General features: G+C 74.3%; 23 protein-coding genes. 11 read left to right on the top strand and 12 right to left on the bottom strand.

The features are described from left to right. The first annotated feature begins 91 nt into the window (after positions 1 to 91). Positions 92 to 655 (top strand): GNAT family N-acetyltransferase, encoded by a 564-nt coding sequence (locus ACF1BN_RS07600; RefSeq protein WP_392330654.1) that lies wholly within the window; start codon positions 92 to 94, stop codon positions 653 to 655. A gap of 9 nt (positions 656 to 664) precedes the next feature. Here the strand turns inward: ACF1BN_RS07600 and ACF1BN_RS07595 are convergent, their stop codons facing one another. Both ACF1BN_RS07595 and ACF1BN_RS07590 read right to left on the bottom strand, forming a co-directional pair. Beyond that, complete coding sequence (locus ACF1BN_RS07595; RefSeq protein ID WP_392330653.1) at positions 665 to 1,906, bottom strand: MFS transporter; 1,242 nt, start codon at positions 1,904 to 1,906, stop codon at positions 665 to 667. Beyond that, positions 1,903 to 3,246, bottom strand: a complete 1,344-nt coding sequence (locus tag ACF1BN_RS07590; protein ID WP_392330652.1) for a GH1 family beta-glucosidase — start codon at positions 3,244 to 3,246, stop codon at positions 1,903 to 1,905. Before ACF1BN_RS07590 ends, ACF1BN_RS07595 begins: the two co-directional genes overlap by 4 nt. A 166-nt stretch (positions 3,247 to 3,412) precedes the next feature. On the opposite strand from ACF1BN_RS07590, the gene ACF1BN_RS07585 reads away from it, so the two are divergent. The 4 genes from ACF1BN_RS07585 (at position 3,413) to ACF1BN_RS07570 (ending at position 7,338) form a co-directional block, all read left to right on the top strand. Continuing rightward, positions 3,413 to 3,982, top strand: a complete 570-nt coding sequence (locus ACF1BN_RS07585) for a Chromate resistance protein ChrB (RefSeq protein ID WP_392330651.1) — start codon at positions 3,413 to 3,415, stop codon at positions 3,980 to 3,982. Between the two features lie 85 nt (positions 3,983 to 4,067). Continuing rightward, positions 4,068 to 5,339, top strand: a complete 1,272-nt coding sequence (locus ACF1BN_RS07580; protein ID WP_392330650.1) for an APC family permease — start codon at positions 4,068 to 4,070, stop codon at positions 5,337 to 5,339. 174 nt (positions 5,340 to 5,513) lie between these two features. After that, a complete protein-coding gene (locus ACF1BN_RS07575; RefSeq protein WP_392331005.1) occupies positions 5,514 to 6,659 on the top strand; it encodes an MFS transporter in 1,146 nt (381 codons plus the stop codon). 46 nt (positions 6,660 to 6,705) lie between these two features. Further along, complete coding sequence (locus ACF1BN_RS07570; RefSeq protein WP_392330649.1) at positions 6,706 to 7,338, top strand: GNAT family N-acetyltransferase; 633 nt, start codon at positions 6,706 to 6,708, stop codon at positions 7,336 to 7,338. Positions 7,339 to 7,372: 34 nt separating this feature from the next. On the opposite strand, the gene ACF1BN_RS07565 is transcribed toward ACF1BN_RS07570, so the two are convergent. The 7 genes from ACF1BN_RS07565 to ACF1BN_RS07535 form a co-directional block, all read right to left on the bottom strand. Beyond that, positions 7,373 to 7,876, bottom strand: a complete 504-nt coding sequence (locus tag ACF1BN_RS07565; protein ID WP_392330648.1) for a DinB family protein — start codon at positions 7,874 to 7,876, stop codon at positions 7,373 to 7,375. Positions 7,877 to 7,970: 94 nt separating this feature from the next. Next, the gene (locus ACF1BN_RS07560; RefSeq protein WP_392330647.1) at positions 7,971 to 8,267 is read right to left on the bottom strand and encodes a hypothetical protein; all 297 of its coding nucleotides are present in this window, start codon (positions 8,265 to 8,267) and stop codon (positions 7,971 to 7,973) included. A 31-nt stretch (positions 8,268 to 8,298) separates the two neighbouring features. Next, entirely contained in the window at positions 8,299 to 9,762 is a 1,464-nt protein-coding gene (locus tag ACF1BN_RS07555) for a diacylglycerol/lipid kinase family protein (RefSeq protein WP_392330646.1), read from the bottom strand. 152 nt (positions 9,763 to 9,914) lie between these two features. After that, positions 9,915 to 10,793: a hypothetical protein gene (locus tag ACF1BN_RS07550; protein WP_392330645.1), complete on the bottom strand. Its 879-nt coding sequence runs from the start codon at positions 10,791 to 10,793 to the stop codon at positions 9,915 to 9,917. A gap of 10 nt (positions 10,794 to 10,803) precedes the next feature. Next, positions 10,804 to 11,811: a hypothetical protein gene (locus tag ACF1BN_RS07545; protein ID WP_392330644.1), complete on the bottom strand. Its 1,008-nt coding sequence runs from the start codon at positions 11,809 to 11,811 to the stop codon at positions 10,804 to 10,806. Between the two features lie 309 nt (positions 11,812 to 12,120). Then, positions 12,121 to 12,672 (bottom strand): GNAT family N-acetyltransferase, encoded by a 552-nt coding sequence (locus ACF1BN_RS07540; protein WP_392330643.1) that lies wholly within the window; start codon positions 12,670 to 12,672, stop codon positions 12,121 to 12,123. A 117-nt stretch (positions 12,673 to 12,789) separates the two neighbouring features. Next, positions 12,790 to 13,602: an isocitrate lyase/phosphoenolpyruvate mutase family protein gene (locus ACF1BN_RS07535; RefSeq protein ID WP_392330642.1), complete on the bottom strand. Its 813-nt coding sequence runs from the start codon at positions 13,600 to 13,602 to the stop codon at positions 12,790 to 12,792. 254 nt (positions 13,603 to 13,856) lie between these two features. On the opposite strand from ACF1BN_RS07535, the gene ACF1BN_RS07530 reads away from it, so the two are divergent. Next, the gene (locus ACF1BN_RS07530; RefSeq protein ID WP_392330641.1) at positions 13,857 to 15,284 is read left to right on the top strand and encodes a chondroitinase-B domain-containing protein; all 1,428 of its coding nucleotides are present in this window, start codon (positions 13,857 to 13,859) and stop codon (positions 15,282 to 15,284) included. Positions 15,285 to 15,502: 218 nt separating this feature from the next. Beyond that, positions 15,503 to 15,961 (top strand): pyridoxamine 5'-phosphate oxidase family protein, encoded by a 459-nt coding sequence (locus ACF1BN_RS07525; protein WP_392330640.1) that lies wholly within the window; start codon positions 15,503 to 15,505, stop codon positions 15,959 to 15,961. A 44-nt stretch (positions 15,962 to 16,005) separates the two neighbouring features. On the opposite strand, the gene ACF1BN_RS07520 is transcribed toward ACF1BN_RS07525, so the two are convergent. Next, positions 16,006 to 17,550, bottom strand: coding sequence for a serine/threonine-protein kinase (locus ACF1BN_RS07520; protein ID WP_392330639.1), 1,545 nt, complete (start codon positions 17,548 to 17,550; stop codon positions 16,006 to 16,008). Positions 17,551 to 18,023: 473 nt separating this feature from the next. Here ACF1BN_RS07520 and ACF1BN_RS07515 point away from each other — a divergent pair, with 473 nt between their 5' ends. The 4 genes from ACF1BN_RS07515 (at position 18,024) to ACF1BN_RS07500 (ending at position 21,791) form a co-directional block, all read left to right on the top strand. Then, positions 18,024 to 18,911 (top strand): hypothetical protein, encoded by an 888-nt coding sequence (locus ACF1BN_RS07515; protein ID WP_392330638.1) that lies wholly within the window; start codon positions 18,024 to 18,026, stop codon positions 18,909 to 18,911. 657 nt (positions 18,912 to 19,568) lie between these two features. Beyond that, complete coding sequence (locus tag ACF1BN_RS07510; protein ID WP_392330637.1) at positions 19,569 to 19,808, top strand: hypothetical protein; 240 nt, start codon at positions 19,569 to 19,571, stop codon at positions 19,806 to 19,808. 94 nt (positions 19,809 to 19,902) lie between these two features. Next, positions 19,903 to 20,577: a DUF998 domain-containing protein gene (locus tag ACF1BN_RS07505; RefSeq protein ID WP_392330636.1), complete on the top strand. Its 675-nt coding sequence runs from the start codon at positions 19,903 to 19,905 to the stop codon at positions 20,575 to 20,577. Between the two features lie 173 nt (positions 20,578 to 20,750). After that, positions 20,751 to 21,791, top strand: coding sequence for a vWA domain-containing protein (locus ACF1BN_RS07500; protein WP_392330635.1), 1,041 nt, complete (start codon positions 20,751 to 20,753; stop codon positions 21,789 to 21,791). Between the two features lie 45 nt (positions 21,792 to 21,836). On the opposite strand, the gene ACF1BN_RS07495 is transcribed toward ACF1BN_RS07500, so the two are convergent. Continuing rightward, on the bottom strand, positions 21,837 to 22,337 hold the full coding sequence (locus ACF1BN_RS07495; protein WP_392330634.1) for a hypothetical protein: 501 nt from the start codon (positions 22,335 to 22,337) through the stop codon (positions 21,837 to 21,839). Beyond that, entirely contained in the window at positions 22,334 to 22,756 is a 423-nt protein-coding gene (locus ACF1BN_RS07490) for a hypothetical protein (RefSeq protein ID WP_392330633.1), read from the bottom strand. Before ACF1BN_RS07490 ends, ACF1BN_RS07495 begins: the two co-directional genes overlap by 4 nt. Between the last annotated feature and the right edge of the window lie 202 nt (positions 22,757 to 22,958).

Genomic DNA, 22,958 nt, shown 5'->3' with positions numbered 1-22,958 from the left:
AGGCCGCCGCCCGGGCCACCGGTCCGGTGGACGGCCGTTCATCCCGCCGAACCACCCGGTCGGCGGGCGGGGTGCCGCGTACGATCGAGCGATGCAAGCACCTGTGACGCTCCACGTGGCCCCGACTCCGCGCGCTCCGGCGCTCGTTCTCCGGCCCTGGTGCGCGGAGGACGCCGCCGCCCTGGTGGGGATCTCCGGGGATCCCGCCCTCCGCCGCTGGACGAGCCTGTCGTTCGAACGCGAGGACGAGGGGGCGCGCTGGATCCGGGGGCAGGAGCGGGACTGGGCCGGGGGCCTGCGGTTCGGCTTCGCCGTCCTGGAGGTGACGGGGGACGGCACGTCCCCGCTCCTCGTCGGCGGGACCGTCCTCAAGAACCTCGCCCCCGGCAGGCCCTCCGCCGAGGTGGGCTACTGGACGGCGGCCCGCGCCCGTGGCCGGGGTGTGGCCCCCCGGGCCCTGGCCGCCCTCACCACGTGGGCCGTGGACACCTTCGCCGACGACGGCCTGCTGTGGCTCGAAGCCCTCCATCAGGTGGACAACGAGGCGTCCTGCCGCGTCGCGGAGAAGTGCGGCTACGCCTACGACCGCACGCTGCCCGCCACTCCACCCGACTTCCCCCTCGACGGCCACCTCCACCGACGGCGGGCCGGCTAGCGCCTGTCGTCAGTCCACGTCCCTGATCCGCCTGACCAGGACCGCGCCGGCCAGCCCCAGTGCGGCGGAGACCAGGTACAGCGCCCGGTAGCCGCCCAGGTGGGTCACGAGCGGGGCGGCCAGGGCGGGGGCGGCCACCTGGGGCAGGGCGTTGGCCACGTTGATGACGCCGAGGTCCTTGCCGCGGTCGTGGGCGGTCGGCAGGACGTCGGTCATCAACGCGAAGTCGACGGAGGTGAAGACGCCGAATCCGATCCCGAGGAGGGCGGCGGCGACCAGCGCCCCGTTCCACGTCTGCCACCCCGCCAGCATCCCGGTCGCCGCGGCCATCAGGACACCGGACCAGAGGACGAACGGCTTCCGCCGCCCGATCCGGTCCGACCAGACCCCGCCGGCGACCACGGTGGCGAGGAGGGTGACGCCGTTGACCGCCGTCAGGATCAGCACCCCGGTGCCCGGATCGGGGTGGTGCAGCCGGTCGCGCAGGTAGTAGAAGAGGTAGAGCAGGACGAGCGCGTTGCTCAGGTTGATCAGGAAGCGGGTCAGCCAGGCCCACGCGAGATCGGGGTACGCGCGCGGGCTCAGCCAGAACCCGGCCGCGAAGCGCCGCCAGGACCAGGCGGGCCGGTAGGCGGCGTCGAGCCGCAGGTCCGGGTGGCGGAGTACGTACGGGGCCACGCCCAGCAGGGTGAACACGGCGCAGGCCGCGTATCCGGCGCCGATCCCGCCGACGGCCGTCGCGAGACCCGTGCCGGCGACCACCCCGAGGATCTGCGCGGCACCCAGCCAGCCGCCCACGACGCCGCGCTGGCCGCGCGGCACCCGGTCCGGCACGGCGGCGGTGACGGCGGCGAAGGCCGCGTTCAGCGTCAGCTGCACCAGGCACCAGCCGACGAAGAGCATCCACACCGCGTCCGCCGCCCCGAGCAGCAGCAGGGAGAGCGCGCCGCCGGCCGACCCCGCCACGATCCACGGCGTGCGCCGCCCGTGGCGGGACACGGTGCGGTCCGACAACGCCCCGAACAGCGGGTTCGCGGCCAGCGACACCACCGCGCCGACGCCGGTCACCCAGGCGAGCAGCGACTCCTTCGACAGGCCGGAGCCGGGCGCGAACCCCTCGGCCTGCTGGGCGAGCAGGATCTGCAGCGGCCCGTACCAGCCGACCCATATCGCGCCGTTGGCCAGCGACAGCGTGGCCGTCCAGCCGCGTCCGACCCGTTCGGCCGGCTCCTCCAGGGCGAGGGCGGTCATGCCCGCTGGGCCCGCAGGGCGTCCCGCAGCCAGCCGTACGACGCCTTCGGGGTGCGTTCCTGGGTCGCGTAGTCGACGTGCACGAGCCCGAACCGCTTCGTGAAGCCCTCGGCCCACTCGAAGTTGTCGATGAGCGACCACACGAAGTAGCCGCGGATGTCGACGCCCGCCTCCAGGGCCCGGTGCAGCGCCCGGAGATGCCCGTCGAGGTAGGTGATCCGCTCCTGGTCGTCGACGCCCTCGTACGCGCAGCCGTTCTCGGTGATCACGACGGGCGGCAGCCGGTCGCCGTACCGGTCGCGGAAGGAGGTGAGGAGTTCGGTCAGACCGTCCGGGACGACGGGCCAGCCGAAGTCAGTCAGCGGGTGTCCTTCGATCTCCCGGACGGAGAAGGGCAGTTCGGCGGGGAGAGTGAGGCCGGAGAACTCCACGTCCTCGGCGCGCGGCGCGCCCACCTTCGTCGGCTGGTAGTAGTTGATCCCGTACCAGTCGAGCGTGCCCTCGGAGATGAGCCTGAGGTCGGCGGCCACGTCGGCGCCCGGCATGAGCTCGCCGAACCCGTCCGGGTAGCGGCCGAGGAGCAGCGGGTCGGAGAAGAGCCGGTTGAGGATGATGTCGTAGAGGTCGGCGGCGCCGGCGTCGGCCGGATCCGCGGAGGCCGGCCAGGTCGGTCCGTGCGAGTTGGCGATGCCGATGTCGGTGGCGCCGGCCGCGCGCAGGGCGCCGGCGGCGAGGCCGTGCGCGAGGAGCTGGTGGTGGGCGACCGGCAGGGCGTCGAACAGGAGTTTCCGGCCGGGGGCGTGCTCGCCGAGGGCGTGCCCCAGGAGGGTGTGTTCGGCGGGCTCGTTGAGGGTGATCCACTTCTTCACGCGGTCGCCGAGCCGCTCCGCGACGGTCTGCGCGTACGCGGCGAAGCGGGAGGCCGTGTCGCGCTCCAGCCAGCCGCCCGCCTCCTCGACCGCCAGCGGGAGGTCCCAGTGGAAGAGGGTCGGCACCGGACGCACCCCCTGCGCGCACAGCTCGTCGACCAGCCGGTCGTAGAAGTCCAGTCCTCCCGGCGCGAGGACGCGCGGCCAGGAGATCGAGAAGCGGTACGCGTCCACCCCGAGGTCCCGCACGAGCGCCACGTCCTCCCGGTAGCGGGCCACGTGGTCGCACGCCACCTCCGCCGTGGACCCGTCCCTGATCCGCCCGGGCTCGGCGCTGAACGCGTCCCAGACGGACGGCAACCGCCCGGAGACGGCCCCTTCGATCTGGTGGGCGGCGGTGGACACGCCCCACAGGAAACCGGGCGGGAACTTCGGAAGGGCATCCGGGGTAGCGGCCATGGCCGAGATCATCCGTACCGGTCGGTAGAGAAGTCAACACCCGTGCGAAAAGTGCAAATCGACCCCTCGAAGCCTCAACTTTCCTCCCCGACAGGGCAGGTGCCGACCGCCCTGACCGCTCGCGCACCGCTCCGGTCCCGTCACGCCGGGAGATGTGACGCTTGATAGCTTCGCCTCTGTGACGAGAGCAGAGAAGACAGTTCCGTGGCTGGTCCTGGTGATCAAGCTGCCCGCGGACCCGTCCCGGCATCGTGTCGCGGTGTGGCGGGAGCTGCGCAAGATCGGGGCCCTCTCCCTGGGGCAGGGCGTCTGGGCGGTGCCGGACGTACCGGTCTTCGCGGACGGCGTGCGGCGCGCGCTGGCCCTGGCGGACGGCGCCGGGGGCCAGGCCGTCACCCTCCGGGCGGCCGGTCGCACCGCCGAGGACGCCAGCCGTTTCGAGGCGATGTTCACCGCCGCGCGCTCGGAGGAGTGGGCGGAGTTCCTCGCCGACTGCGGCAAGCTCGAGGACGAGATCGCCAAGGAGATCCGCAACGCCAAGTTCACGCTGGCGGAGCTGGAGGAGGAGGAGGAGCAGAGCCTGGAACGGCTGCGCCGCTGGCACCGCGACCTCACCGCACGCGACGTGTTCGGCGCCCCGGAGGCCGCCGAGGCCGGCACCCGCCTCCGCGAGTGCGTGGCGGTGTGCGAGGACTACGCCGAGGAGGTCTTCACCGCGCTCCACAGCACCGACGAGGCGACCCCGTGAGCCCGATACCCGGCCTCGTACGCCGACCCGGGCACGCACAGGTGTCCAGAACCCCCGTAAAACTGCCCGGAGGCGGGACGCGTCCATGAACGAGCCATCGGCCGCCGGCGGTGCCCAGGAGCTGCGGCGCACCCTCGGCCTGCTCGACGCCGTCGTGATCGGCCTGGGGTCGATGATCGGTGCCGGCGTCTTCGCCGCGCTCGCCCCGGCGGCGCGGGCGGCTGGCTCCGGGCTGCTGATCGGCCTCGCGATCGCGGCGGCGGTCGCCTACTGCAACGCCACGTCCTCCGCCCGGCTCGCGGCCCGGTACCCGGCGTCGGGTGGCACCTACGTCTACGGGCGCGAACGGCTGGGGGACTTCTGGGGCCACCTGGCGGGCTGGGCCTTCGTGGTGGGCAAGACCGCCTCGTGCGCCGCGATGGCCCTGACGGTCGGCTCCTACGCGTGGCCGGACCAGGCCCACGCGGTCGCGGTCGCCGCCGTGGTGGCGCTGACCGCGGTGAACTACGCCGGGGTGCGGAAGTCCGCGCTGCTCACTCGGGTGATCGTCGCCACGGTCCTGGCGGTGCTCGCCGCCCTGGTCGTCGTCACCCTCACCTCCGGGTCGGCGGACGCCGCGCGGCTGGACGTCGGCTCCGGCACGAGCGTCGGCGGGGTGCTCCAGGCGGCGGGCCTGCTCTTCTTCGCCTTCGCCGGCTACGCGCGCCTCGCCACCCTGGGCGAGGAGGTGCGCGACCCGGGCCGTACGATCCCGCGGGCGATCCCGCTGGCCCTGGGCATCACGCTGGCCGTGTACGCCGCCGTCGCCGTCGCCGTGCTGATCACGCTCGGCCCGGACCGGCTGGCCGAGTCCACCGCGCCCCTGTCGGACGCCGCACGAGCCGCGGGCGCAGACCCGCTCGTCCCCGTCGTCCGCGTCGGCGCCTCGCTGGCCGCGCTCGGCTCGCTGCTCGCCCTGATCCTGGGCGTCTCGCGTACGGCTCTGGCCATGGCCCGTGACCGTCACCTGCCGCACGGCCTGGCCGCGGTCCACCCGAAGTTCCAGGTGCCGCACCGGGCCGAGCTCGCGGTCGGCGCGGTGGTGGCGACGGTGGCCGCCACAGCCGATCTGCGCGGGGCGATCGGCTTCTCGTCGTTCGCCGTGCTCGCCTACTACGCCGTCGCCAACGCCTCCGCGTGGACCCTGACCCCGGAGGAGGGCCGCCCCGCACGGGTCGTCCCCGTCCTCGGGCTGGCCGGTTGCCTCGTCCTGGCCTTCGCCCTGCCGCTCTCCTCGGTGGTCCCGGGCGCCGCGGTGCTGGCCCTCGGAGCGGCCGCCTACGGCATCCGGCGCGGCCGCCTCACGGCTCGCCGCTGACCTCGGGCGGCACCCACCGGTGCGCGGAGGGCACCGAGCTGCCCTGGCGGCAGTCGCGCGATCCGGTTCGCGGACGGATGGTCCACGTGTGTAACGCCTGCTACATTCTCGACCGTGGGAATCGAGGACCGACTGATGCCCCCCGCTCCGGCAGGCGCCGCACCGCGACGGGCCATGTGGCCCCTGTACGCGGCCGGGTTCACCACCGCCTTCGGCGCCCACGGCATCGCCGCCAACCTCGGCGGCTTCTCCGAGGACGCCGTCACCTCCCTGCTCGTCCTGGGCGGACTGCTCGCCCTCTACGACGGCGCCGAGGTCCTCCTCAAACCCGTCTTCGGCTCGCTCGCCGACCGCGTCGGCGGCAAGCCGGTCCTTCTCGGCGGCCTCGTCGCCTTCGCCGCGGCCTCCGCCCTGTACGCCGTCGCCGACAGCCCAGGCTGGCTGTGGGCGGCCCGGCTCGGCCAGGGCGCCGCCGCCTCCGCCTTCTCCCCCTCGGCGTCCGCCATGGTCGCCCGCCTCAACCCCGGCGCCAGACGCGGCCGTGCCTTCGGCTCGTACGGCTTCCACAAATCCCTCGGCTACACCCTCGGCCCGCTGCTCGGCGGCCTGCTGGTCTGGGCCGGCGGCCTGCGCCTGCTGTTCACGGTCATGGCGCTCTGCGCCGCCGCCGTCGCCGTCTGGGCCGCGCTCGCCGTACCCGCCGTACCGCCCCTGCCCCGCGAGCGGCAGACCGTCGCCGACCTCGCCCGACGGCTGGCCGACCGCTCCTTCCTCGCCCCCACCGCGGCGCTCGCCGCCGCCACGGCCGCCCTCTCGGTCGGCGTGGGCTTCCTGCCCGTCACCGGAGCCGCGGCCGGACTCGGCACCGTCGCCACCGGGGCCGCCGTCTCCGTCCTCGCCGCGACCGCCGCCGTCGTCCAGCCCCGGGCCGGCCGCGCTCTCGACGCCGGACGCCTCACCACCCGCACCGGGCTGCTCACCGGCCTCCTCGTCACCGCCGCGGGCCTCGCGGCCGCCACCCTGCCCGGCCTGGCCGGCGTCCTCCTCGCCGCTGCGCTCATCGGAACCGGCACCGGCCTCATCACCCCGCTCGGCTTCGCCGCCCTGGCCGCCTCCACCCCTGAGGAACGCATGGGCCAGACCATGGGATCGGCCGAACTCGGCCGCGAACTCGGCGACGCCGGAGGCCCGCTCCTCGTGGCCGCCGTCGCCACGGTCTCGACCCTCACGTTCGGCTACGCGGTCCTCGCCCTCCTCCTGGCGGCCGGTCCCCTGCTCGCCCTGGCCCTGCGCCCCCGCACCGCGGCCACCGCGAAGTAGCTTGGTGGGCGAACGGCCCGCGAGGGCGGACGGCGAGGGGGAACGCATGCGGGAGACAGGGCGCTCGTGGGTGGAGGGGTGGGCCGTCGCGCGGCGGGTGGCCGCGCCGGTGGAGGTGCCCTGGGGGCTGCGGGTCGAGGTGGGGCAGCCCACCCAGGTGGTGCGGCACGTGCTGCTCGGGGCCGATGACGCCGCCGTACGCGGGCTGATCGGGGCCGTCGCCGAACCCACCACGTGCGTCAAGGCGTTCATGACGTCCGAGGCCATGCGGCCCTGGTTCACGTCCGCTTGGGAGCCGGTCGAGCCCTGCTTCCTCATGGCCGCCCCGCTGCGCCCCGCGCGTGTGCGCGCGCCGGAGGGGTACGCCGTCGATGTCGAGGTCGCCGGCGGCGTCGCCTCCGTGCGGGTCCACAGCGCCGGCGGGGAGCCCGCCGCGGCCGGACTCGCCGGACTCACCGGCGACGTCTGCGTCTTCGACCGGATCGTCACCGAGCCGGCGCACCGGCGCCTCGGCCTCGGCACGCTCGTGATGGGCGCGCTCACCGGGGCCGCCGTCGAGCGCGGGGCGGCCTCGGGTCTCCTGGCCGCGACCGCCCCGGGCCGAGCACTGTACGAAACACTCGGCTGGAAGGTCCTCGCCCCGCTGAACGGGTTCGTGTACCGGCCTCAGGTGTGCTGATCACGAGCGTCGGCGACGCTCGTGATCGACGCGTCTAGCCGGTCGTGCCGTCGAGCATCTCCCGCAGGATGTCCAGATGGCCGTTGTGGCGGGCGGTCTCCTCGGTGAGGTGGAGCAGGATCCAGCGCAGGTCGACGTGGACACCACTCCGGACCGGGCGCTGCGCGCGGGTGTCGAGGGAGTGTCCGGCGACGAGGGCGCGATGACGGGCGCTCTGCTCGGCGTACTCGTCGAGGAGCCGCGGGAGCGGGAAGTCGACCGCGACGCGCATCTCGCGGTCGGGGTCCTCGTCCGTCCAGGGACCCTCGTCCTCGTGGCCCAGGAAGACCACCTGGAACCAGTAGTACTCGACCCAGCGCAGATGGTTCACGAGTCCGCTCATGGTCATCAGCGGAGAGCCGGGCAGAAGGGCCCGGCGGGCGTCCTCCGCGGAGACGCCGTCGCACTTGGCGCGGGCGGTGTCGCGTGCGTAGTCGAGGAACGTGGTGAGCTGGCTGCGCTCGTCCCACGCGGGCGGTGTGTCGTCGATTCTGGTCATCGCGCGCAGCCTCCCCGATCTCGGGGACGGATGTCGAAGGAATTTTCGTCACCCCGGTCCGGGCCCCGGTCGCGCGCCGCTCCTCGACCGCCCGTCAGGCCTCCGGGTCGTGGACCCGCAGGTCGTAGAGGTAGGAGCGGTCGCCCTTGAAGCTGCGCCAGACTCCCGCCGGCGGCTCGGGGCCGTCGGCACGCCCGTCGAGCGGGTACGCGGTGACGAGGCCGCCGCCGATCGCGCAGTGCCACCCCTCCGCCGGCGACCAGACGCACCGGACGGCCCCGTCGGTCCTGCGGAAGGCGGCGCGGCCGTGGTGCTCCCCGTCGCGGGTGAAGAGGTGGCGGAGGCCGTCGGTGTGGCGCACGAAGGCGAAGGAGGAGAGCGCGGTCGTCATGTGCGTACGGTAGACGCCGGTCCCCTGCGCGCTACCCCTCCGGAGCAGCGCCGGACCCGCCGGACGATCCACCGGGACGGGACCGGGAACCGGTGCCGGTTCCCTCGCCGCTGCCCGTGTCGGTGCCTGTGCCCGCTCCCGTGTCGGTGCCCGCTCCCGTGCCCGCGACCGTACGTCCGAAGGCCAGGTCGAAGATCCGCCGCCACCGCACCGGCGGCGTGGGGAGCGCGACGCCGGGGCGGTCGCGCGGGACCAGGACCCGCAGGGCGAGCGGGCGGAGTGTGCACACCACCGGCGTGGGCATCCGCAGCGCCTCGCCGTCCACCGCCACCGGGATCTCCTCGTCCTCCGAGGTCACCTCGACGCGGTGGGCGGACAGGACGGTCAGGCCCGAGGACTGCGAGCCCCGCACGGCGAGGTCGGCGGCCTGCGCCGCGTCCTCCACCCGGATGCCGAGCACGCCCAGCTCGCCGTCGTCGAGCCGCGGGCGGCGGCCGCCGCCGCTCAGCTCGTCCGGCGAGATGTACGGGTTGTTGCTGACGAGCAGCGCCTGCTGGGCGGAGAGCTCCGTGTCGTCGACCCGCGCGTCGAGTCGGCGCACGCCCTCGCCGACGAGCAGGTCGGGCATGACGGCCAGGGCCGTACCGGCCTTGTCGTCGCGGTACTCGGGGCGCTGGACGACATCGGCGTAGACCCCGAAGGAGACGGTGTTGACGAAGGGCCGGCCGTCGACGTCGCCGAGGTCGACCCGCAGCTCCTCGCCGTCGGTCAGCGCGTCCAGGCACCGCGCCGGGTCGGAGCGGTCGAGACCCAGATCCATCGCGAAGTGGTTCCGGGTGCCGGCGGAAACCACGAGGAACGGCAGGTCGTGCTCGGCCGCGACCGCCGCCACCAGCGCCTGCGTGCCGTCACCGCCGGCCACGCCCAGGAGGTCCGCCCCGTCCGCCACAGCCTCCCGGGCCAGTTCGGCGACATCGGCCGGCGCGGACGGGTCGAGCAGGACGACACGCGCGCCGAGCGCCTCCGCCCGTTCGACAAGGCCGAAGCGGTCGACCTTCCCGCCTCCGGACTTCGGGTTCATGATGAGGACGGGCCGGGCCAGCGGCGTCGCGGGCACGGCCCGTGTCGGTCGGGGCGGGCGCGACCTGCGCAGGGCGGCCCGGGCGCAGGCCAGAGCGACGCCCCAGCAGAGGACGAGGGCCAGGGCCGTCAGCCAGAGCCCGTCGCGGGCGAAGAGGACGAGCACGCCGACGGGGGCCGCGACGGCGACGAGCACCCCGAGCAGCCGCATCGCGCCCCGGTGCGCGACCAGCCACCACACGCCGGCGGCGCAGAGCACGATCCCGAGGAACCCGGCCAGGATCACTGTCAGCCCGCCCTCGCCGACGGCCAGGCCGAGCACGACCAGGGAACCGGCCGCCGCGAGCAGGGCGAGCCTCGCCCACAGCCGCGCGGCCCGGTTCGTCCCGTGGCCCGTCGTCCGCGCCTCCATCATGGTGTCCTCTCCCCGCCCGCCCGTGAGCCGGTCCGAGGCACCAGCCTGCCCACTTCCGGCGCGCGGGGCATCCTCGCGGGGGCCGTGCGGATGACACGGACCGCACGACGCGCCGGCCCCGCGGACCCTCCCCGCTGTGCGGCGCTTCGCCGTCAGCAGGCGCCGAACGACCAGAAGACGCCGACCTCGTCCTCGTTCACCGCGATCACGCCCAGGTCGTCGACGATGTCCAGCCCCTTGACGTACTCGGTGGTGGCGCAGCGGTGCGAGCGGGTCCCCGCGAGTCCCGCGGCGACGAAGTCGGGGCTCGCGCCGTCCGCGGCCCCGGTGGCGTTGGTCCAGAGGCCGGCGGCGGGGCCGTACCGGTCGAGGAGGGTACGGGCGTCCGCCAGGATCCTGGCCCGGTCGGGACTCGGACGGGAGCGGACGGGCGCGGGCTCCGCCTGCCACTCCTCGGACATGACGGCGAGCGCGGCGACCGCCGTGTCGAGGCCCACGGGGTGAAGGCGGGCGGGGAGTTCGGCGATGGCCAGGGGGTCGAAGGGGTGGTCGGGGAAGCTGTGGCGGACGTCGTCGAGACGGTCGCGGTCCAGCCGGATCCAACCCCGGGGGTCACGGACGGACCGCCGCATCACCGCGCGGACGTCGTCCGCCCAGTCGCGGTGCCGCCGGGGGCCGGCCGCGACGAAGGTGTAGGGATCGTCGAGCAGGCGCAGCGCAGCCGCGTTCCACGGGCCGCGGCGCCCGCGGAACTCCGTCAGCAGGCCGCCGACCCGGCGTACGAAGTCGTCCCGGGGTGTGCGGGGAAGGCGCCGGAGGCGGTCGAGGGCCCAGGAGTGGAGTCCGTCCGGGTCGTCCTCCCCCTCTGCGGGCGGCCGCTCCGGCTCCTCGGCGCCGGGCCCGGCACCCGCCTCGACTCCAGGCCGGGCGTCCGGTTCCGCGGTCCCGTCCCAGAGGGCCTCCAGGTAGGCGTCGAGCCGGTCCAGCGCGGCCCGGCCGGGGGGCGGGGACTCGTGGGGAAGCGGGGGCATCGGGGTCGGCCTAGGCGGCGCGGAGCCGTACCCCGTACCGGTCCCGGAGCCGTCTGAGCTCCCACCAGGCGATCGCCGTGACCGAGGCGGGGCCGCCCACGATCGCGGCGAGCTGGACGGGGACGGGACCCGGCGGCATGCCGGAGAAGGCCAGGTTGACGGCGGCCAGTTCCCAGACGAGGACGCCGGTGACCAGGGCGGGCAGCGCGGCGTGGACGCGGGAGAGGCCGAAGACGGAGGGGACGAGGGTGAGGGAGGCGAAGACCACGAAGCTGAGCATCCAGACACACGGGAACAGGAGGCCCATCATGATCACCGGGCGGATGGACCCGAAGAGCTCGCTCAGCCCCACCATGGTCGCGAAGAGCAGCGGCACGGCCGTGAACGCGCCGAAGTACCAGAGCGCCGCGCGGCCCGAGGAGCCCAGGTGGGAGCGCATGAAGGGGCGGGCCGACGGGGGTGCGAGGCGGAACACCGCCAGGATGATCAGCGGGGCCGTGAGGAGCACCAGCCAGGGTGTCGTCGTGACCCTCAGGAGGTACTGGGCCTGGAGCTCCGCGAAATCCTGTCCCGTGCCGTAGACGAGGAGGATCAGACAGCTCGCCGCCAGCGCGGCCCAGGCGCGGGCGTCCTGGACCCGCTTCATGAACGGGTCCACCACGCGGGGGTACGCCTGGACGGGGAACCTGCGGTGGGCCTGGCGGGCCGCCGTGCGGGCCAGCGGGTACCAGAGCGCGGTCAGCAGCAACGGCCAGAGGCAGAGCAGCATGAGCGCCCAGACACAGCCGTGGAGACGTACCCGCCGCAGCAGGTCCATGGGGGCGGGCCAGTCGCCCTCCCGGAAGCGGACCCAGCCCGAACGCCGGTGGGCGGAGGGGGCGTACCCGGGCTGCGGCGGGATGCCCCCGCCGGGAGGAGGCGGGGGCGGCGTCCAGGCCGGGCGGGCGGGGTGTCCGTAGCCGTGGCCGCGACCGCCGCCGGCCCCCTGGGCATACGGATTCCGTCCCCCGTCGGTCACGCCTGTTCCCCTCTCCGCACGCACTGCTCCACCGTCCGTCCGCCGGTCACCCGGCGGCGCCGCCTCGAACGACTCCTCGCGCAGGGGCGGCCGGACCGGTTCTACCATCTCGTCCGGCTCGGGGCGGAACCGGCCGACTCCTGGACGGTCGCGGGGCGTTGGCGGGCGGCGGGCGGGGACGGATGATTCGCGCGGCCGCCGCTGGGGGGCGAGGAGCGGGAGGAACCGGCGGCCTCGCGCGGCCGCCGCCGGGGGACGGCGAGGGGCGGGAGGAACCGGCGGCCTCGCGCGGCCCGGGCTGCGGGGCGGTCAGGACGCGTGCGGCAGGCTCCACGTCTGGAGGACGAAGGGGCGACCCTTCTCCTCCCCCTCGATCAGGGGGACGTCGAGGAGGGTGAAGCCGGCCTTGGCGGCCACGGCGACGCTGGCGGCGTTCTCCGCCTCCAGCTCCAGGATCACCCGCTCCGCGCCGAGCTCCGCGAGGGCGAACGCCGCCATGACCCGCACCGCGCGGGCGGCGAGGCCCTGCCCCCGGTGGGCGGGCCCGATGGCGTATCCGAGCTCCACGCCTCCCGGGATGCGCCGCAGCATGCCCTCGCCGAGCGCCGCGCCGCCGTCGACCGTGATCGCGAGGAGCAGCGTCTCACCGTCGGCCCGCAGCGTGCGGGCCCGCTCCAGGCGCGTGACGGCCGCCCGGGCGTCGAAGGGCGAGACGATCGGGGTCCAGTAGGCGACGTCGGGGTCCTCGAACAGGTCCGGCATCGCGGGCAGGTCCGACTCCGTCCACTCCCGCAGGACGAGCCCCTCCCCCCTCAGCTCGGTCTGCTCGGGGAACGGGGAGGAGGTCGTGGTGCTGCTCATGGCGCGGTTCCTTCCTGGCCTCGACGACGAGGCAGCATATCGGGACGATCATCGGTCCGTCCGATATCCGGAATCACGCGCCGGCCGGCCCCACGGCCTCCCCCGCCGTGCCCGTCCTCAGTCGGAGGGGGTGAGGAGGCTGTTGAGCTCCGGGTAGTCGATGCCGTCCCGCAGGGAGTCGTAGCCCCCGGTGCCGAGCAGTTCGACCGCGGCGCGGCGGGCGACGGCGTAGGCGGCCTGGGCCACGCCGGAGCCGACACTGACGCGGGCCACGCCCAGGGCGCCCAGTTCGGCCACCGTCGGGGCCCCGGGGCCCGCCAGGATGTTGAGGGGGACGGGGAGGGCGGCGGCCAGGTCCTTGATCAGGGCGGGGTCGGTGACGCCGGGGACGAAGACGCCGTCCGCGCCGGCGTCCACGTAGGAGCGGGCACGGTCCACGGTGTCCCGGAGCCGGGTCGCGGGGTCCCCGAGCCCCTTGAGGTACGTGTCGACGCGGGCGTTGAGGAAGAGGTCGGCGCCCGCGCGCTCCGCCGCGGCCCTGGCCGCCGTCAGCCGGTCGACGAGGTCGCCGGGCGGACGCGTACCGTCCTCGATGTTGACGCCCGCGACGCCCGCCTCCACCAACCGGGCCACCGTGTCGGCCACTTCGGCGGGGGTCCGGCCGTAGCCGCCCTCGATGTCGACGGTGACCGGGACCTCGACCGCCGCCGCGATGCGGGCGACGAGATCCAGCACGAGGTCCCGCGAGACGCGGTCCCCGTCCGGGGCGCCGAGCGACCAGGCGACACCGGCGCTGGTGGTCGCGACCGCGGAGGCACCGGCGGCCTCGACGATCCGGGCGCCGGCGACGTCCCAGACGTTGGCGAGCGCGAGCGGACGCGAGGGGGTGTGCAGGGAGCGGAAGAGCGAGGAATCGCTTGCGTGGATCATGAGTTCAGACAAGCAGAGGGCGGATCCCACTGTCCGGCAGAATTCCGACGTTGACGTGATCCTTTCCCTGTCCTGAACGGCCCGCGTGTTCGTTCCGGGCGGTCCGCGTCCGTGCCCCGAACGACCGGCATGCCTGCCCTGAGCGGTCCGCGCCCACGCGCGCGGAATACCGGCGGCGCGGGCGCGTTAGCGGGGCGTCAGCGAGACGGCAGGGGTGACGTCGAGGGTGGAGGCCGACCACTTCAGGAGGCACCATGCGACGACGTACGTTCCTCAGGGGGACGCTGATGGGCGCGGCGGCGGCCGTGCCGCTGTCCGGCCTGGCCCAGGGCACCGCCGCGGCGGCCGGCACGGTGACCGTGACCAGCATCGCGGCGCTCCAGAACGCGATCGACGCCGCCGTCCCGGGGGACCGGATCGTCCTGGCCGACGGCACCTACACCGTCCCGTCCGCCGGCATCCGCGTGACCGACCGGCACGGCACCACGAGCGCCCCCATCACCATCGTCTCCGCCAGTCGCGGCGGCGCCGTGCTCAGCGGGTCGGTCAGCTTCCTGTTCTCCGGCTCCAGCGACATCACGATCAGCGGCTTCGCCTTCCGTCAGACGACCACCCTCGCCGTCCCCGCGGACTGCCCCCGCATCCGGCTGACCCGCAACGACTTCAGGCTCGCCGACACCGCCGGGCTCGACTGGGTGACGGTCCGCGGCGACGACGCCAAGATCGACCGCAACCACTTCCACCACCGGAGCTCGCAGGGCATCTTCCTGGTCGTGGACGGGCCCGGGACCACCGCCATGGCCCAGCGGACCCACATCTTCCGGAACTACTTCGCCGATCACTCCTACACCGGCGCCAACGGCGGCGAGGCGATCCGCCTCGGCGTCAGCCACCGCGCCCTGTCGACCGCCGACGCCGTGGTGGAGCACAACCTCTTCGAGCGCTGCGACGGCGACCCCGAGGCCATCTCGGTCAAGTCCTCCGGCAACACGATCCGGTACAACACCCTCCGCGACGGCAAGGGCGGCATCGTCCTGCGGCACGGCAACGCGACCACCGTCGAGGGCAACCACGTCCTCGGCGGCGAGAACGGCGTGCGCCTGTACGGCAACGACCACCTCGTGGTGAACAACCACATCTCGGGGACGACCTCCCGCGGCCTCGTCATCGGCAGCGGCACCGTCCGCGACCACCACGCGGGCGAGACCACCGAGCAGCGGCGCGGGAACGACGCGTGCGACCGGGCCGTCATCGCGCACAACACGCTCGTCGGCAACTCCGCCACGATCTCCGGCGAGAACCGGACGTACGAGCCGCGGGACGTGGTCGTCGCCGACAACATCCTCGTCGCCACCGGCGGCACCCTGGTGAACCTCGGCGCCGCCGGCGGGTTCACCTGGCAGGGGAACATCCTGTGGGGCTCGGCCGCCGACGGCACGATTCCCTCCGGCGGCTTCCGCCGCGTCGACCCCCAGCTGCGCAAGGACTCCGACGGGGTCCACCGCCTCACCGCCGGCAGCCCCGCCGTCGACGCCGCCACCCTCACCTCGCTCACCGTGGCGGAGGACGCCGATGGGCACTCCCGCACCGGCGCCCGGGACGTCGGCGCCGACGAGTACTCCGCCCTCGCGCCCGTCCGTCGCCCGCTGACCCCGTCGGACGTGGGTCCGAACGCCGCCTGACCCCGGGGCCGCGGGCCCGCCGACCAGCAGCCGGGCGCGCCTGGACGTGGCCGCTGCCGGGCGGGGAGGCTCGGTGGGGGCGGCTCGGTGGGGGCGGCTCGTACGGGAGGCGGCAAGTGGCCGGGAGTGGTCGGGCACCGGGCACCGGGCAAGCCTGAGCGGCCGGAGACGTGCGGCGGGGTGGGAATGGTGCGGCACGTACGGGAGTTGACCCCGGCATGACGAAACCCGCGGCGCCGCGCCCGCTCACCGACGACGCCCTCTCCGCCCTGCTCGGCGGGCAGCAGTTCGGCACACTGGCCAGCGTCAGGAGCAGTGGCCACCCCCACCTGACCACCATGATGTACAGCTGGGACCCCGAGGAGCGCACGGTCCGCTTCTCGACGACGGCCGACCGCGTCAAGGTCGGCCACCTGCGGCGCAATCCGCGGGCCGCCCTGCACGTGCAGGGCGGGAACGTGTGGTCGTTCGCCGTGGCCGAGGGCGACGCCGAGGTCTCCGAGCGGACGGCCGTCCCCGGCGACGAGGTCGGCCGGGAGCTTCTCGGCATGATCCCGGAGGCGGCGCGACCGCAGGACGAGGCCGCGTTCCTGGAGCAGTTGGTGGCGGAGGGCCGGGTGGTCGTCCGTCTGAAGGTGGACCGTCTGTACGGCACGGCCCTGGACGTCGAGGGGTAGGGCGCCGGGCGTGCACGGCGGCTCGCGGCCGGCCGTGCCCCCGCTCACCGACCGCCGGCGGACATCGCCCGGAAGCCCGTGCAGCCGAAGCGCTTCCACGCGGATCTGTCATCGCCGTCGGCCCGGTACACGACCACCGTCCAGTCACCGGCCCTGGCGGTGACGGGCGGGGCTCCCGGGAAGTCCTTCGGGTAGGTCAGCGACTTCCCGGCCGTGCCGACCCGGACCGGCCGGGAGGTGTGGCCGAAACCCTTCGTGCCGGGCGGCTTCACTCCGGCGACCAGGCGGTACGTCTCTCCTTCGCCTCCGGAGAAGGAGAAGCTGACATCGGCCGACGGGGCGCCGGAGCGGTACGTGACCGAGGTCGAGGACCTGCTGCCGGACGGCCCCGCCTCCGGGAGCCGGTCACACTCCCCCGCCCCGAGCTTCGCCTGCTTCGGGTCCTTCGAGCGGACCCACCGCACGTCCGACGCGACCTCCGGGGCGGGCTTCGGCCCGGGCTCCGCGGGAGGGCGGGTGGGCTGCTCCGCGTCCCCCGTCCCGGGCGACGACGACGGGATCACGCCGGTCGCGCCGACGCCGTCCCCGCTCCCGGTGTCCGCCCGGTACCGCTCCTGCCAGGCCACCGTGCCCGCCGCACCCGCCAACGCCAGGACCAGCGCCACCGCGCCCCACCGGCTGCGCCGTACGGGAGTCGGCACCGCACCCGTGTCCGTACCCGTGGGTGCGCCCGGCCCGTCCGTCGGGTCGACGCGGGTCGGCGGCAGGGGTGCTCGGCCCTGGCCCTCGCACCGGGCGATCACCTCCGACGTGCGCGGACGGTCCGCGGGGTCCTTCGCCACGCAGGCCCGGACCAGATCGACCAACACCCTGTCCATGCCGCCGACTTCACCGAGGTCGATGTCCTCGTGGACCGCCCGGTACGAGACGGCTTCGGCGGGGCCCTCCCCGAAGGGCGGGCGCCCCGTCATCGCGTAGGCCATGGTGGCGCCCAGGGCGAAGACGTCGGCGGCGGCGGAGGTCTCGTTGCGCAGCAGCACCTCGGGGGCGGTGAAGCCGGGGGTCCCCGGTGCCGCGCCGGTCCGGGTCAGGGCCGTGTCGTCCGGGCCGCGCGCGATCCCGAAGTCGATCAGCCGGGGGCCTCCGGCGGCGAGGATGACGTTCTGCGGCTTCAGGTCGCGATGGGTGATCCCGTACGCGTGGACGCTCTCCAGCGCCACGGCGAGCGACCTGAACAGGCTGCGGCATTCCTCGGGCGCGAACGGGCCTCGCCTGCCGACCGCCTGACGGAGCGTCGGCCCGGGGACGTACTCGGTGGCGAGCCAGTACGGCGCCTCGTCGAGCGAGGCGCCGACCAGCTGCGCGGTGTGCGGGCTGCGGACGGCCCGCACCGTGGCGACCTCCCGGCGGAACCGCGCCAGGACCTCCGGGTGTCCGGTGATCTCGTTCCGGATCACCTTCAGCGCGACCGTCCCGCCGCCCGGCGAACGGGCCAGGTACACCTGCCCCATGCCGCCCGCGCCGAGCCGGCCGAGGAGGGTGTGGGCGCCTATGCGCGCGGGGTCCTGGCCGGGTCTCAGTGGGTCCACGCTGCCGTACTGTAACGCGGCCCCGGCGCGGGCACTTCGGGGTGGCCGGGAACGGCTCTTCCGCGCACAAGGCGGACGGGACGGACGGCCGCACGAGCCTGAGAAGTGATGTCCGTCACGGTCGCGCAACCCTGTGAGCGGGCTGTGAGTCTTGCCGGTGATCACGTCGTGGTCGGATCACCGAGGAGACCATCATCACCGCCATACGCAAGACCATCACCGCCACCGCCGTCGTCGGCGCCGTCCTGGCGGGTTCGGCCGCCTGCGGGACGGTCGAGCAGCTGTCCGCCGGGAAGAAGCTGGACCAGGCGTTCGAGAAGCTGGGGAAGACGAAGTCGCTCTCCTTCGAGCTGGACCTGGACGTCGACACCCGGACCCTCAAGGAGATCGACGCCGCGTCGGCACCGGAGCCGGGCGAGGAGCTCCCCGACGAGGTCGCCGAGCTGATCAGCGGGGCGAAGATCAACGTCACGGTGGAGTCGAAGAAGCCGCTCGACGAGTCCGGGGAGCAGGACTACGTCGGCGTGGCGATGAAGGTCAGCACCTCCGGCGGCGACCTGCTGGAGTACCGGGTCGTCGGCGACCACACGTACCTCCGCTCCGACGTCACCGAGCTCACGGAGACCATGGGCATTCCCATGCCGCCGGCCGAGGAGCTGCCGGCCGAGGCCGGCGCCTTCAAGAAGCTGCTGGAGGGCGAGTGGGTCAAGTTCGACACCAAGGAGATGGAGAAGGCGGGCGAGGAGCTCGCCGCGGCCCCGGGCAGCGGTCCGGCGGAGGACGCGGCCGGTGGCGGGGAGACGGGCGGCGCCGAGCCGTCGGCGGAGCCCACGCTGGACGCGAAGACCCAGAAGAAGCTTCTGGAGGGCCTGCGCGCGGTCGTCGCGCGTGACGTCGAGTTCAAGACGGCCGGCGGCGAGGAGGGCACCGAGCGGATCTCGGCCACGGCGTCGTTCCGCACCCTGATCACGGACCTCTTCGACGAGATCCGTCCGCTCTCCGAGGAGCTGCCGCCCGGCGTGGAGCTGCCCACGGGCAGCGACCTGAAGGACGCCCCCGACAGCAAGGTCACCGCCGACTTCACGCTCAAGAACGGCGAGCTGAAGGAGGTGTACGTCGACCTCGCCCCGCTCACCGAGAACGCGAAGGTCGACAAGTTCGGCCTCTCGCTGAAGCTGAGCCCCGGCGTCACGCCGGTGGCGCCCGCCGGAGCGACCGATCTGAAGATCGACGAGCTGATGGGCGCCTTCTCCGACGCCATGATGCCGACCGACGAGGAGCTCGGCGAGGGCGAGGGCGACTTCGGATCGTTCGACGTCGAGGGGCTGGACGACAGCGAGGGCGCCGGCGGCGCCGCGTGACCCGCTCCCGCAGCGAGGGTGCGGGCGGGACCGCCCGCGCCTGAGGTCTTCCGTATCAAGTCTGCCGCTGTGACGACGACGCCGGAGAGTGTCCCGGCGCGCTGACCGTCGTCTCGGTCCGAAGCCCCGGGGCGAGTGCCCCGGGGCTTCGTCGTCCGGCCGCTCGCCCGCCGTACGCGAGGAGACCGCCCCGCCCTGGGGAACGTGCCCGCCGTGCGGCCGGAGGCCGCTGACGACGCCCCCACCCGGCTCCCCCGCAGGAAGTAGAGTCGGTCGTGAACTCGCCTTGCATCAGGGCGGGTTCACGGCCACATGGCCATGACTCAGCCGGTGTCGTCGACAGGAGCCCCATGTCCATCGGTGGATGCACCCCGGCCCCGCCCACCGGGCAGGGGCGAAACGCCCTCCTCCGCGGCGTCACCGCCCTCGCGGGCGCCTCGCTCCTCGCCGCCGCGATCACCGCGTGCGCAGGGACCGGCGCGGAGGGGCCGAAGGCGGCTGTCCCCTCACCGGTGAAGGCCGCGACCGCCGACTCGCGGGCCGCGGCGCACGGGAAGTCCGCCGCGAGGATCATCACCCGGGGCGCGGGGGACCGATTCCCGGGCCTTTACGCCCACCTCTCGGGGTCTCGTCGTCACCGACACACACTGCGTCGCCGTGTCCTCCCCCAGGAGCGACGAGCCGACGACCGTCGCCTGGGGCCACGGCTGGTCGGTGCGCGAGGAGAACGGCGAGGCGGCCGTGTACGACGCCGACGGCAGGCTCTTCGCCCGTGAGGGCGACCGGGTGGGAGTCGGCGGAGGGAGCACCGGCCGGTTCGCGGGCGAACCGTGCGCCGCCGGCCAGGTCTTCGAGGCCAACGACGCCCAAGGGGCCCCTCGGAGCACCCCTGGGTGAGTCGGGCGGAGGGATTCCTTCGCGGCGGAGCGATGAGTGCGGGCCGTGCCGTCGGTCGGAGGAGTGACACCATCGCCGCCAGGAAGGCTCCGTCATGACCGAGACGCTCACCGTCCCCCGCGCCGCGGACTCCGCCGGCCCGTCCGCACGGGCCTCGACCGGAGGGTGGGTGGGCGCGGCGTGCGGCGTCGCGGCCGGGCCGCTGTTCCTGGCGGCCGGCGTCGCCCAGGGGGTGCTGCGGGACGGGTTCTCGTTCGGACGGAACGCCCTCAGCCAGCTCGCGCTCGGTGCGGAGGGATGGATCCAGACCGTGAGCTTCCTCGTCACGGGGGTGCTGCTGGTCGGCGGTGCGTGGGGGCTTCGACGGGTGCTCCGCGGACGTCCGGGCGGCAGTTGGGGGCCCGCTCTCGTCGGGGTGTTCGGCGTGTCCTTCTGGGTCGCGGCGGGCTTCCCCGCCGACGCGGGGGCCGGGTTCCCCGTCGGCGCGCCGGAAGCGACCGTCATGACCGGGCACGGCACCGTGCACATGCTCGCCGGGATGGTCGGCTACGTCGCCCTGTGCGCGGCCTTCGTCGTCCTGGGCAGGTCGTTCGCCGCCGCCGGGCTGCGGGCCTGGGCGATCGCCTCGCGGGTCGTACCGGTGGGCGTCCTCGCGGGCTTCATGGCCTCGGCCTGGTCCGTCGCCGCCTTCACGGCCGGCGCCGGTCTCGGGCTCCTCTGGCTGTCCGTGACGACAGCCCGGCTCGCAGGCGCCGCGACGGGCCGGTGACGCGCACCGCCGACGAGGGCTGCCGTGCGTGTCCGACGGCTCGCCCTGGCCGACTTCCCCGTGCGGGCGGACGCTCGAAGGCCTGGTGGGGGCGGTTCGTGAGCTCGGTCGATTGTCAGTGGCGGGTGAGACGGTAGGACCATCAAGCCGGCAGAAAGACGGGGAGTTTCGCCGTGTCCGTTAGCCAGAACTACATCAATCACGTCGCCCTCGTGCTGGACGCGAGCTCGTCCATGTCGCACCTGCGGAACAAGGTCGTCGAGGTCGCCGACCAGCAGATCGAGTACCTCGCCCGCCGGTCGCGGGAGCTGGACCAGGAGACCCGGGTCACCGTGTACGTGTTCGCGGACAAGGTGCAGTGCGTCATCTACGACAAGGACGTGCTGCGGATGCCGTCCCTGAAGGAGATGTACCGGGTCGGGGGCATGACCGCCCTGCTCGCCGCCGCCTTGAAGTCGCAGCGGGAGCTGGCGCAGACCGCGCAGCTGTACGGCGACCACAGCTTCCTGACGTTCGTGCTGACGGACGGCCAGGAGAACGCCAGCCACCGCTGCCCGGACGCGCCGAGCAAGGAGCCGCGGGCCCTGGTGGCGGCCGTCGCCGAGATGATCGAGAAGCAGGACGACAACTGGACGCTGGCCGTCCTGGTGCCGGACCAGATGGGCAAGCGCGAGGCCATGAACTGCGGCTTCCCGAAGGACAACGTCGCCATCTGGGACGCCACCAGCACCCGGGGCCTGGAGGAGGCCGGGCAGGTCATCCAGCAGGCCACGGAGAAGTTCATGGTGGGCCGCACCAAGGGCATCCGGGGTTCGCGGGCGGTGTTCTCCGTCGGCGCCGAGGCCGTCAACAGCAAGACGATCGCCGCGGCCGGCCTCACCCCGGTGGACTCCGCCGGGTACGAGCTGCTCCCGGTGACGCGCGACGCGGCGATCCGCGAGTGGGTGACCGAGTCCGGGCACACGTATCGGACCGGGTGCGCCTTCTACCAGCTGAGCAAGTCCGAGAAGATCCAGGCCCGGAAGCGGATCGCCGTGCTGGAGAAGCAGACCGACCGCGTCTACACGGGGCCCGAGGCGCGGGCGCTGCTCGGCCTCCCCGACGAGGAGGTCCGCGTCAAGCCCGACCACAACGCCGACTTCACCATCTTCGTGCAGAGCACCAGCGTCAACCGCAAGCTCGTGTCGAACACGCGACTGCTGCTGATGCACTGACGACGCGGGGCCGCTGCGCCCTCGCCCTCCCGGTCGGCCGGCGCCTCAGTCGTCGGCGATCTGGAGGGCGAGGGCGTAGCGGCGGCCGTCCGTCCCGGCGAGGAGGCTGTCGAAGAGCGGGGTGAGTCCGTTCACCGCGCCGCACGAGGCGTCGTGGTTCGTCCACCAGCTGCCCTCCGGGCCGAGCAGGGCGACGACGCGGTCGGCCGCGCGGGCGGCGGCGTCGGCCGGCCGGTGCCGGTGGCTCGGCCAGATCAGGTCGACGGTCGCGAGCGTGGTCAGGAACGGAACGGCCTCGGCCGCCTCCAGGGGTTCCAGCGCGGCGCAGATCTCCGGGACGGGTGGCGGCACGTACCCGGGGAGGAAGCGCCGCCACGCCCCGTCCGCCGCCGTCTCGGCGAGCAGGGCCCGGATGCGTACCGCCAGCTCCGGCAGGTCGGGATCCGGCTCGGTGAACCGTCCGGACGCCACGAACACCCTTGACGGGGTGGCCAGTTCCTCCAGACGGACGCGCAGCTCCGTCACGTCGGTCCTCCCGGGGGTCACGCCGGACGCTCCTCCTCGGCACCGGGCGCGTCCGGCCGGCCGAGGCGGTGCAGGACGCGGGTGCGGAGGAGCGTGTACTCCTCGTGGAGCCGGCTCCATTCGCCGAAGGGCGGGCGGGGGATGACGATGCCGTCGGTGACGGTCTCCTCCGGCCCGAACTGCTCACGCGTGAGGTCGATCTCGACGCCCATGCCCAGACGGTTCCACCAGTGGTAGTCCACGCGCTGGCCGTCGACGTGGACCTCGCCGCGGAGCAGTTCGCCGCCCAGCAGGTCGTTCACGACCATCGCGGTCACTCCGCACTGGTCCCGCGCGGGGTTGTCCCCGGTCCAGCGGGACCGGTACTCGGGTGTGCAGGTCTCGGCGCTCCAGCTGCTGCGCACGGCTCGTTCGATGTCGGAGAGGAGCAAGGGTGTCATGCGCGCGATCCTTCCAGCCGCCACCGACAACCGCGGGACGGCCCGCGCCCTCGCCCCGCGCCCTCGCCCCGCCCAGCCGCTGGGGGGCCTCCCCGCGAGCCCGGGGGCCCCCGCACCCTGCCGCGGCCCCCCCCCCGCCGGGGGCCGGGGGGGGGGCGGGGGGGCGCGGCGCCCGGCCGCGGGCGAGGAAAACCACGCGGCG

This window comes from Streptomyces sp. NPDC014861, from assembly GCF_043081625.1.
Lineage (GTDB): Bacteria > Actinomycetota > Actinomycetes > Streptomycetales > Streptomycetaceae > Streptomyces.
Note: the sequence above shows the minus strand (reverse complement) of the source record. Positions and strands in the feature narration are given on the sequence as shown.

Excerpts from the sequence above, each read along its gene's own strand:
- ACF1BN_RS07600 (WP_392330654.1), top strand. The coding sequence starts at position 92 with ATGCAAGCACCTGTGACGCTCCACGTGGCCCCGACTCCGCGCGCTCCG.
- ACF1BN_RS07595 (WP_392330653.1), bottom strand. The coding sequence starts at position 1,906 with ATGACCGCCCTCGCCCTGGAGGAGCCGGCCGAACGGGTCGGACGCGGC.
- ACF1BN_RS07590 (WP_392330652.1), bottom strand. The coding sequence starts at position 3,246 with ATGATCTCGGCCATGGCCGCTACCCCGGATGCCCTTCCGAAGTTCCCG.
- ACF1BN_RS07580 (WP_392330650.1), top strand. The coding sequence starts at position 4,068 with ATGAACGAGCCATCGGCCGCCGGCGGTGCCCAGGAGCTGCGGCGCACC.
- ACF1BN_RS07575 (WP_392331005.1), top strand. The coding sequence starts at position 5,514 with ATGTGGCCCCTGTACGCGGCCGGGTTCACCACCGCCTTCGGCGCCCAC.
- ACF1BN_RS07570 (WP_392330649.1), top strand. The coding sequence starts at position 6,706 with ATGCGGGAGACAGGGCGCTCGTGGGTGGAGGGGTGGGCCGTCGCGCGG.
- ACF1BN_RS07565 (WP_392330648.1), bottom strand. The coding sequence starts at position 7,876 with ATGACCAGAATCGACGACACACCGCCCGCGTGGGACGAGCGCAGCCAG.
- ACF1BN_RS07560 (WP_392330647.1), bottom strand. The coding sequence starts at position 8,267 with ATGACGACCGCGCTCTCCTCCTTCGCCTTCGTGCGCCACACCGACGGC.
- ACF1BN_RS07555 (WP_392330646.1), bottom strand. The coding sequence starts at position 9,762 with ATGATGGAGGCGCGGACGACGGGCCACGGGACGAACCGGGCCGCGCGG.
- ACF1BN_RS07550 (WP_392330645.1), bottom strand. The coding sequence starts at position 10,793 with ATGCCCCCGCTTCCCCACGAGTCCCCGCCCCCCGGCCGGGCCGCGCTG.
- ACF1BN_RS07540 (WP_392330643.1), bottom strand. The coding sequence starts at position 12,672 with ATGAGCAGCACCACGACCTCCTCCCCGTTCCCCGAGCAGACCGAGCTG.
- ACF1BN_RS07535 (WP_392330642.1), bottom strand. The coding sequence starts at position 13,602 with ATGATCCACGCAAGCGATTCCTCGCTCTTCCGCTCCCTGCACACCCCC.
- ACF1BN_RS07530 (WP_392330641.1), top strand. The coding sequence starts at position 13,857 with ATGCGACGACGTACGTTCCTCAGGGGGACGCTGATGGGCGCGGCGGCG.
- ACF1BN_RS07525 (WP_392330640.1), top strand. The coding sequence starts at position 15,503 with ATGACGAAACCCGCGGCGCCGCGCCCGCTCACCGACGACGCCCTCTCC.
- ACF1BN_RS07505 (WP_392330636.1), top strand. The coding sequence starts at position 19,903 with ATGACCGAGACGCTCACCGTCCCCCGCGCCGCGGACTCCGCCGGCCCG.
- ACF1BN_RS07490 (WP_392330633.1), bottom strand. The coding sequence starts at position 22,756 with ATGACACCCTTGCTCCTCTCCGACATCGAACGAGCCGTGCGCAGCAGC.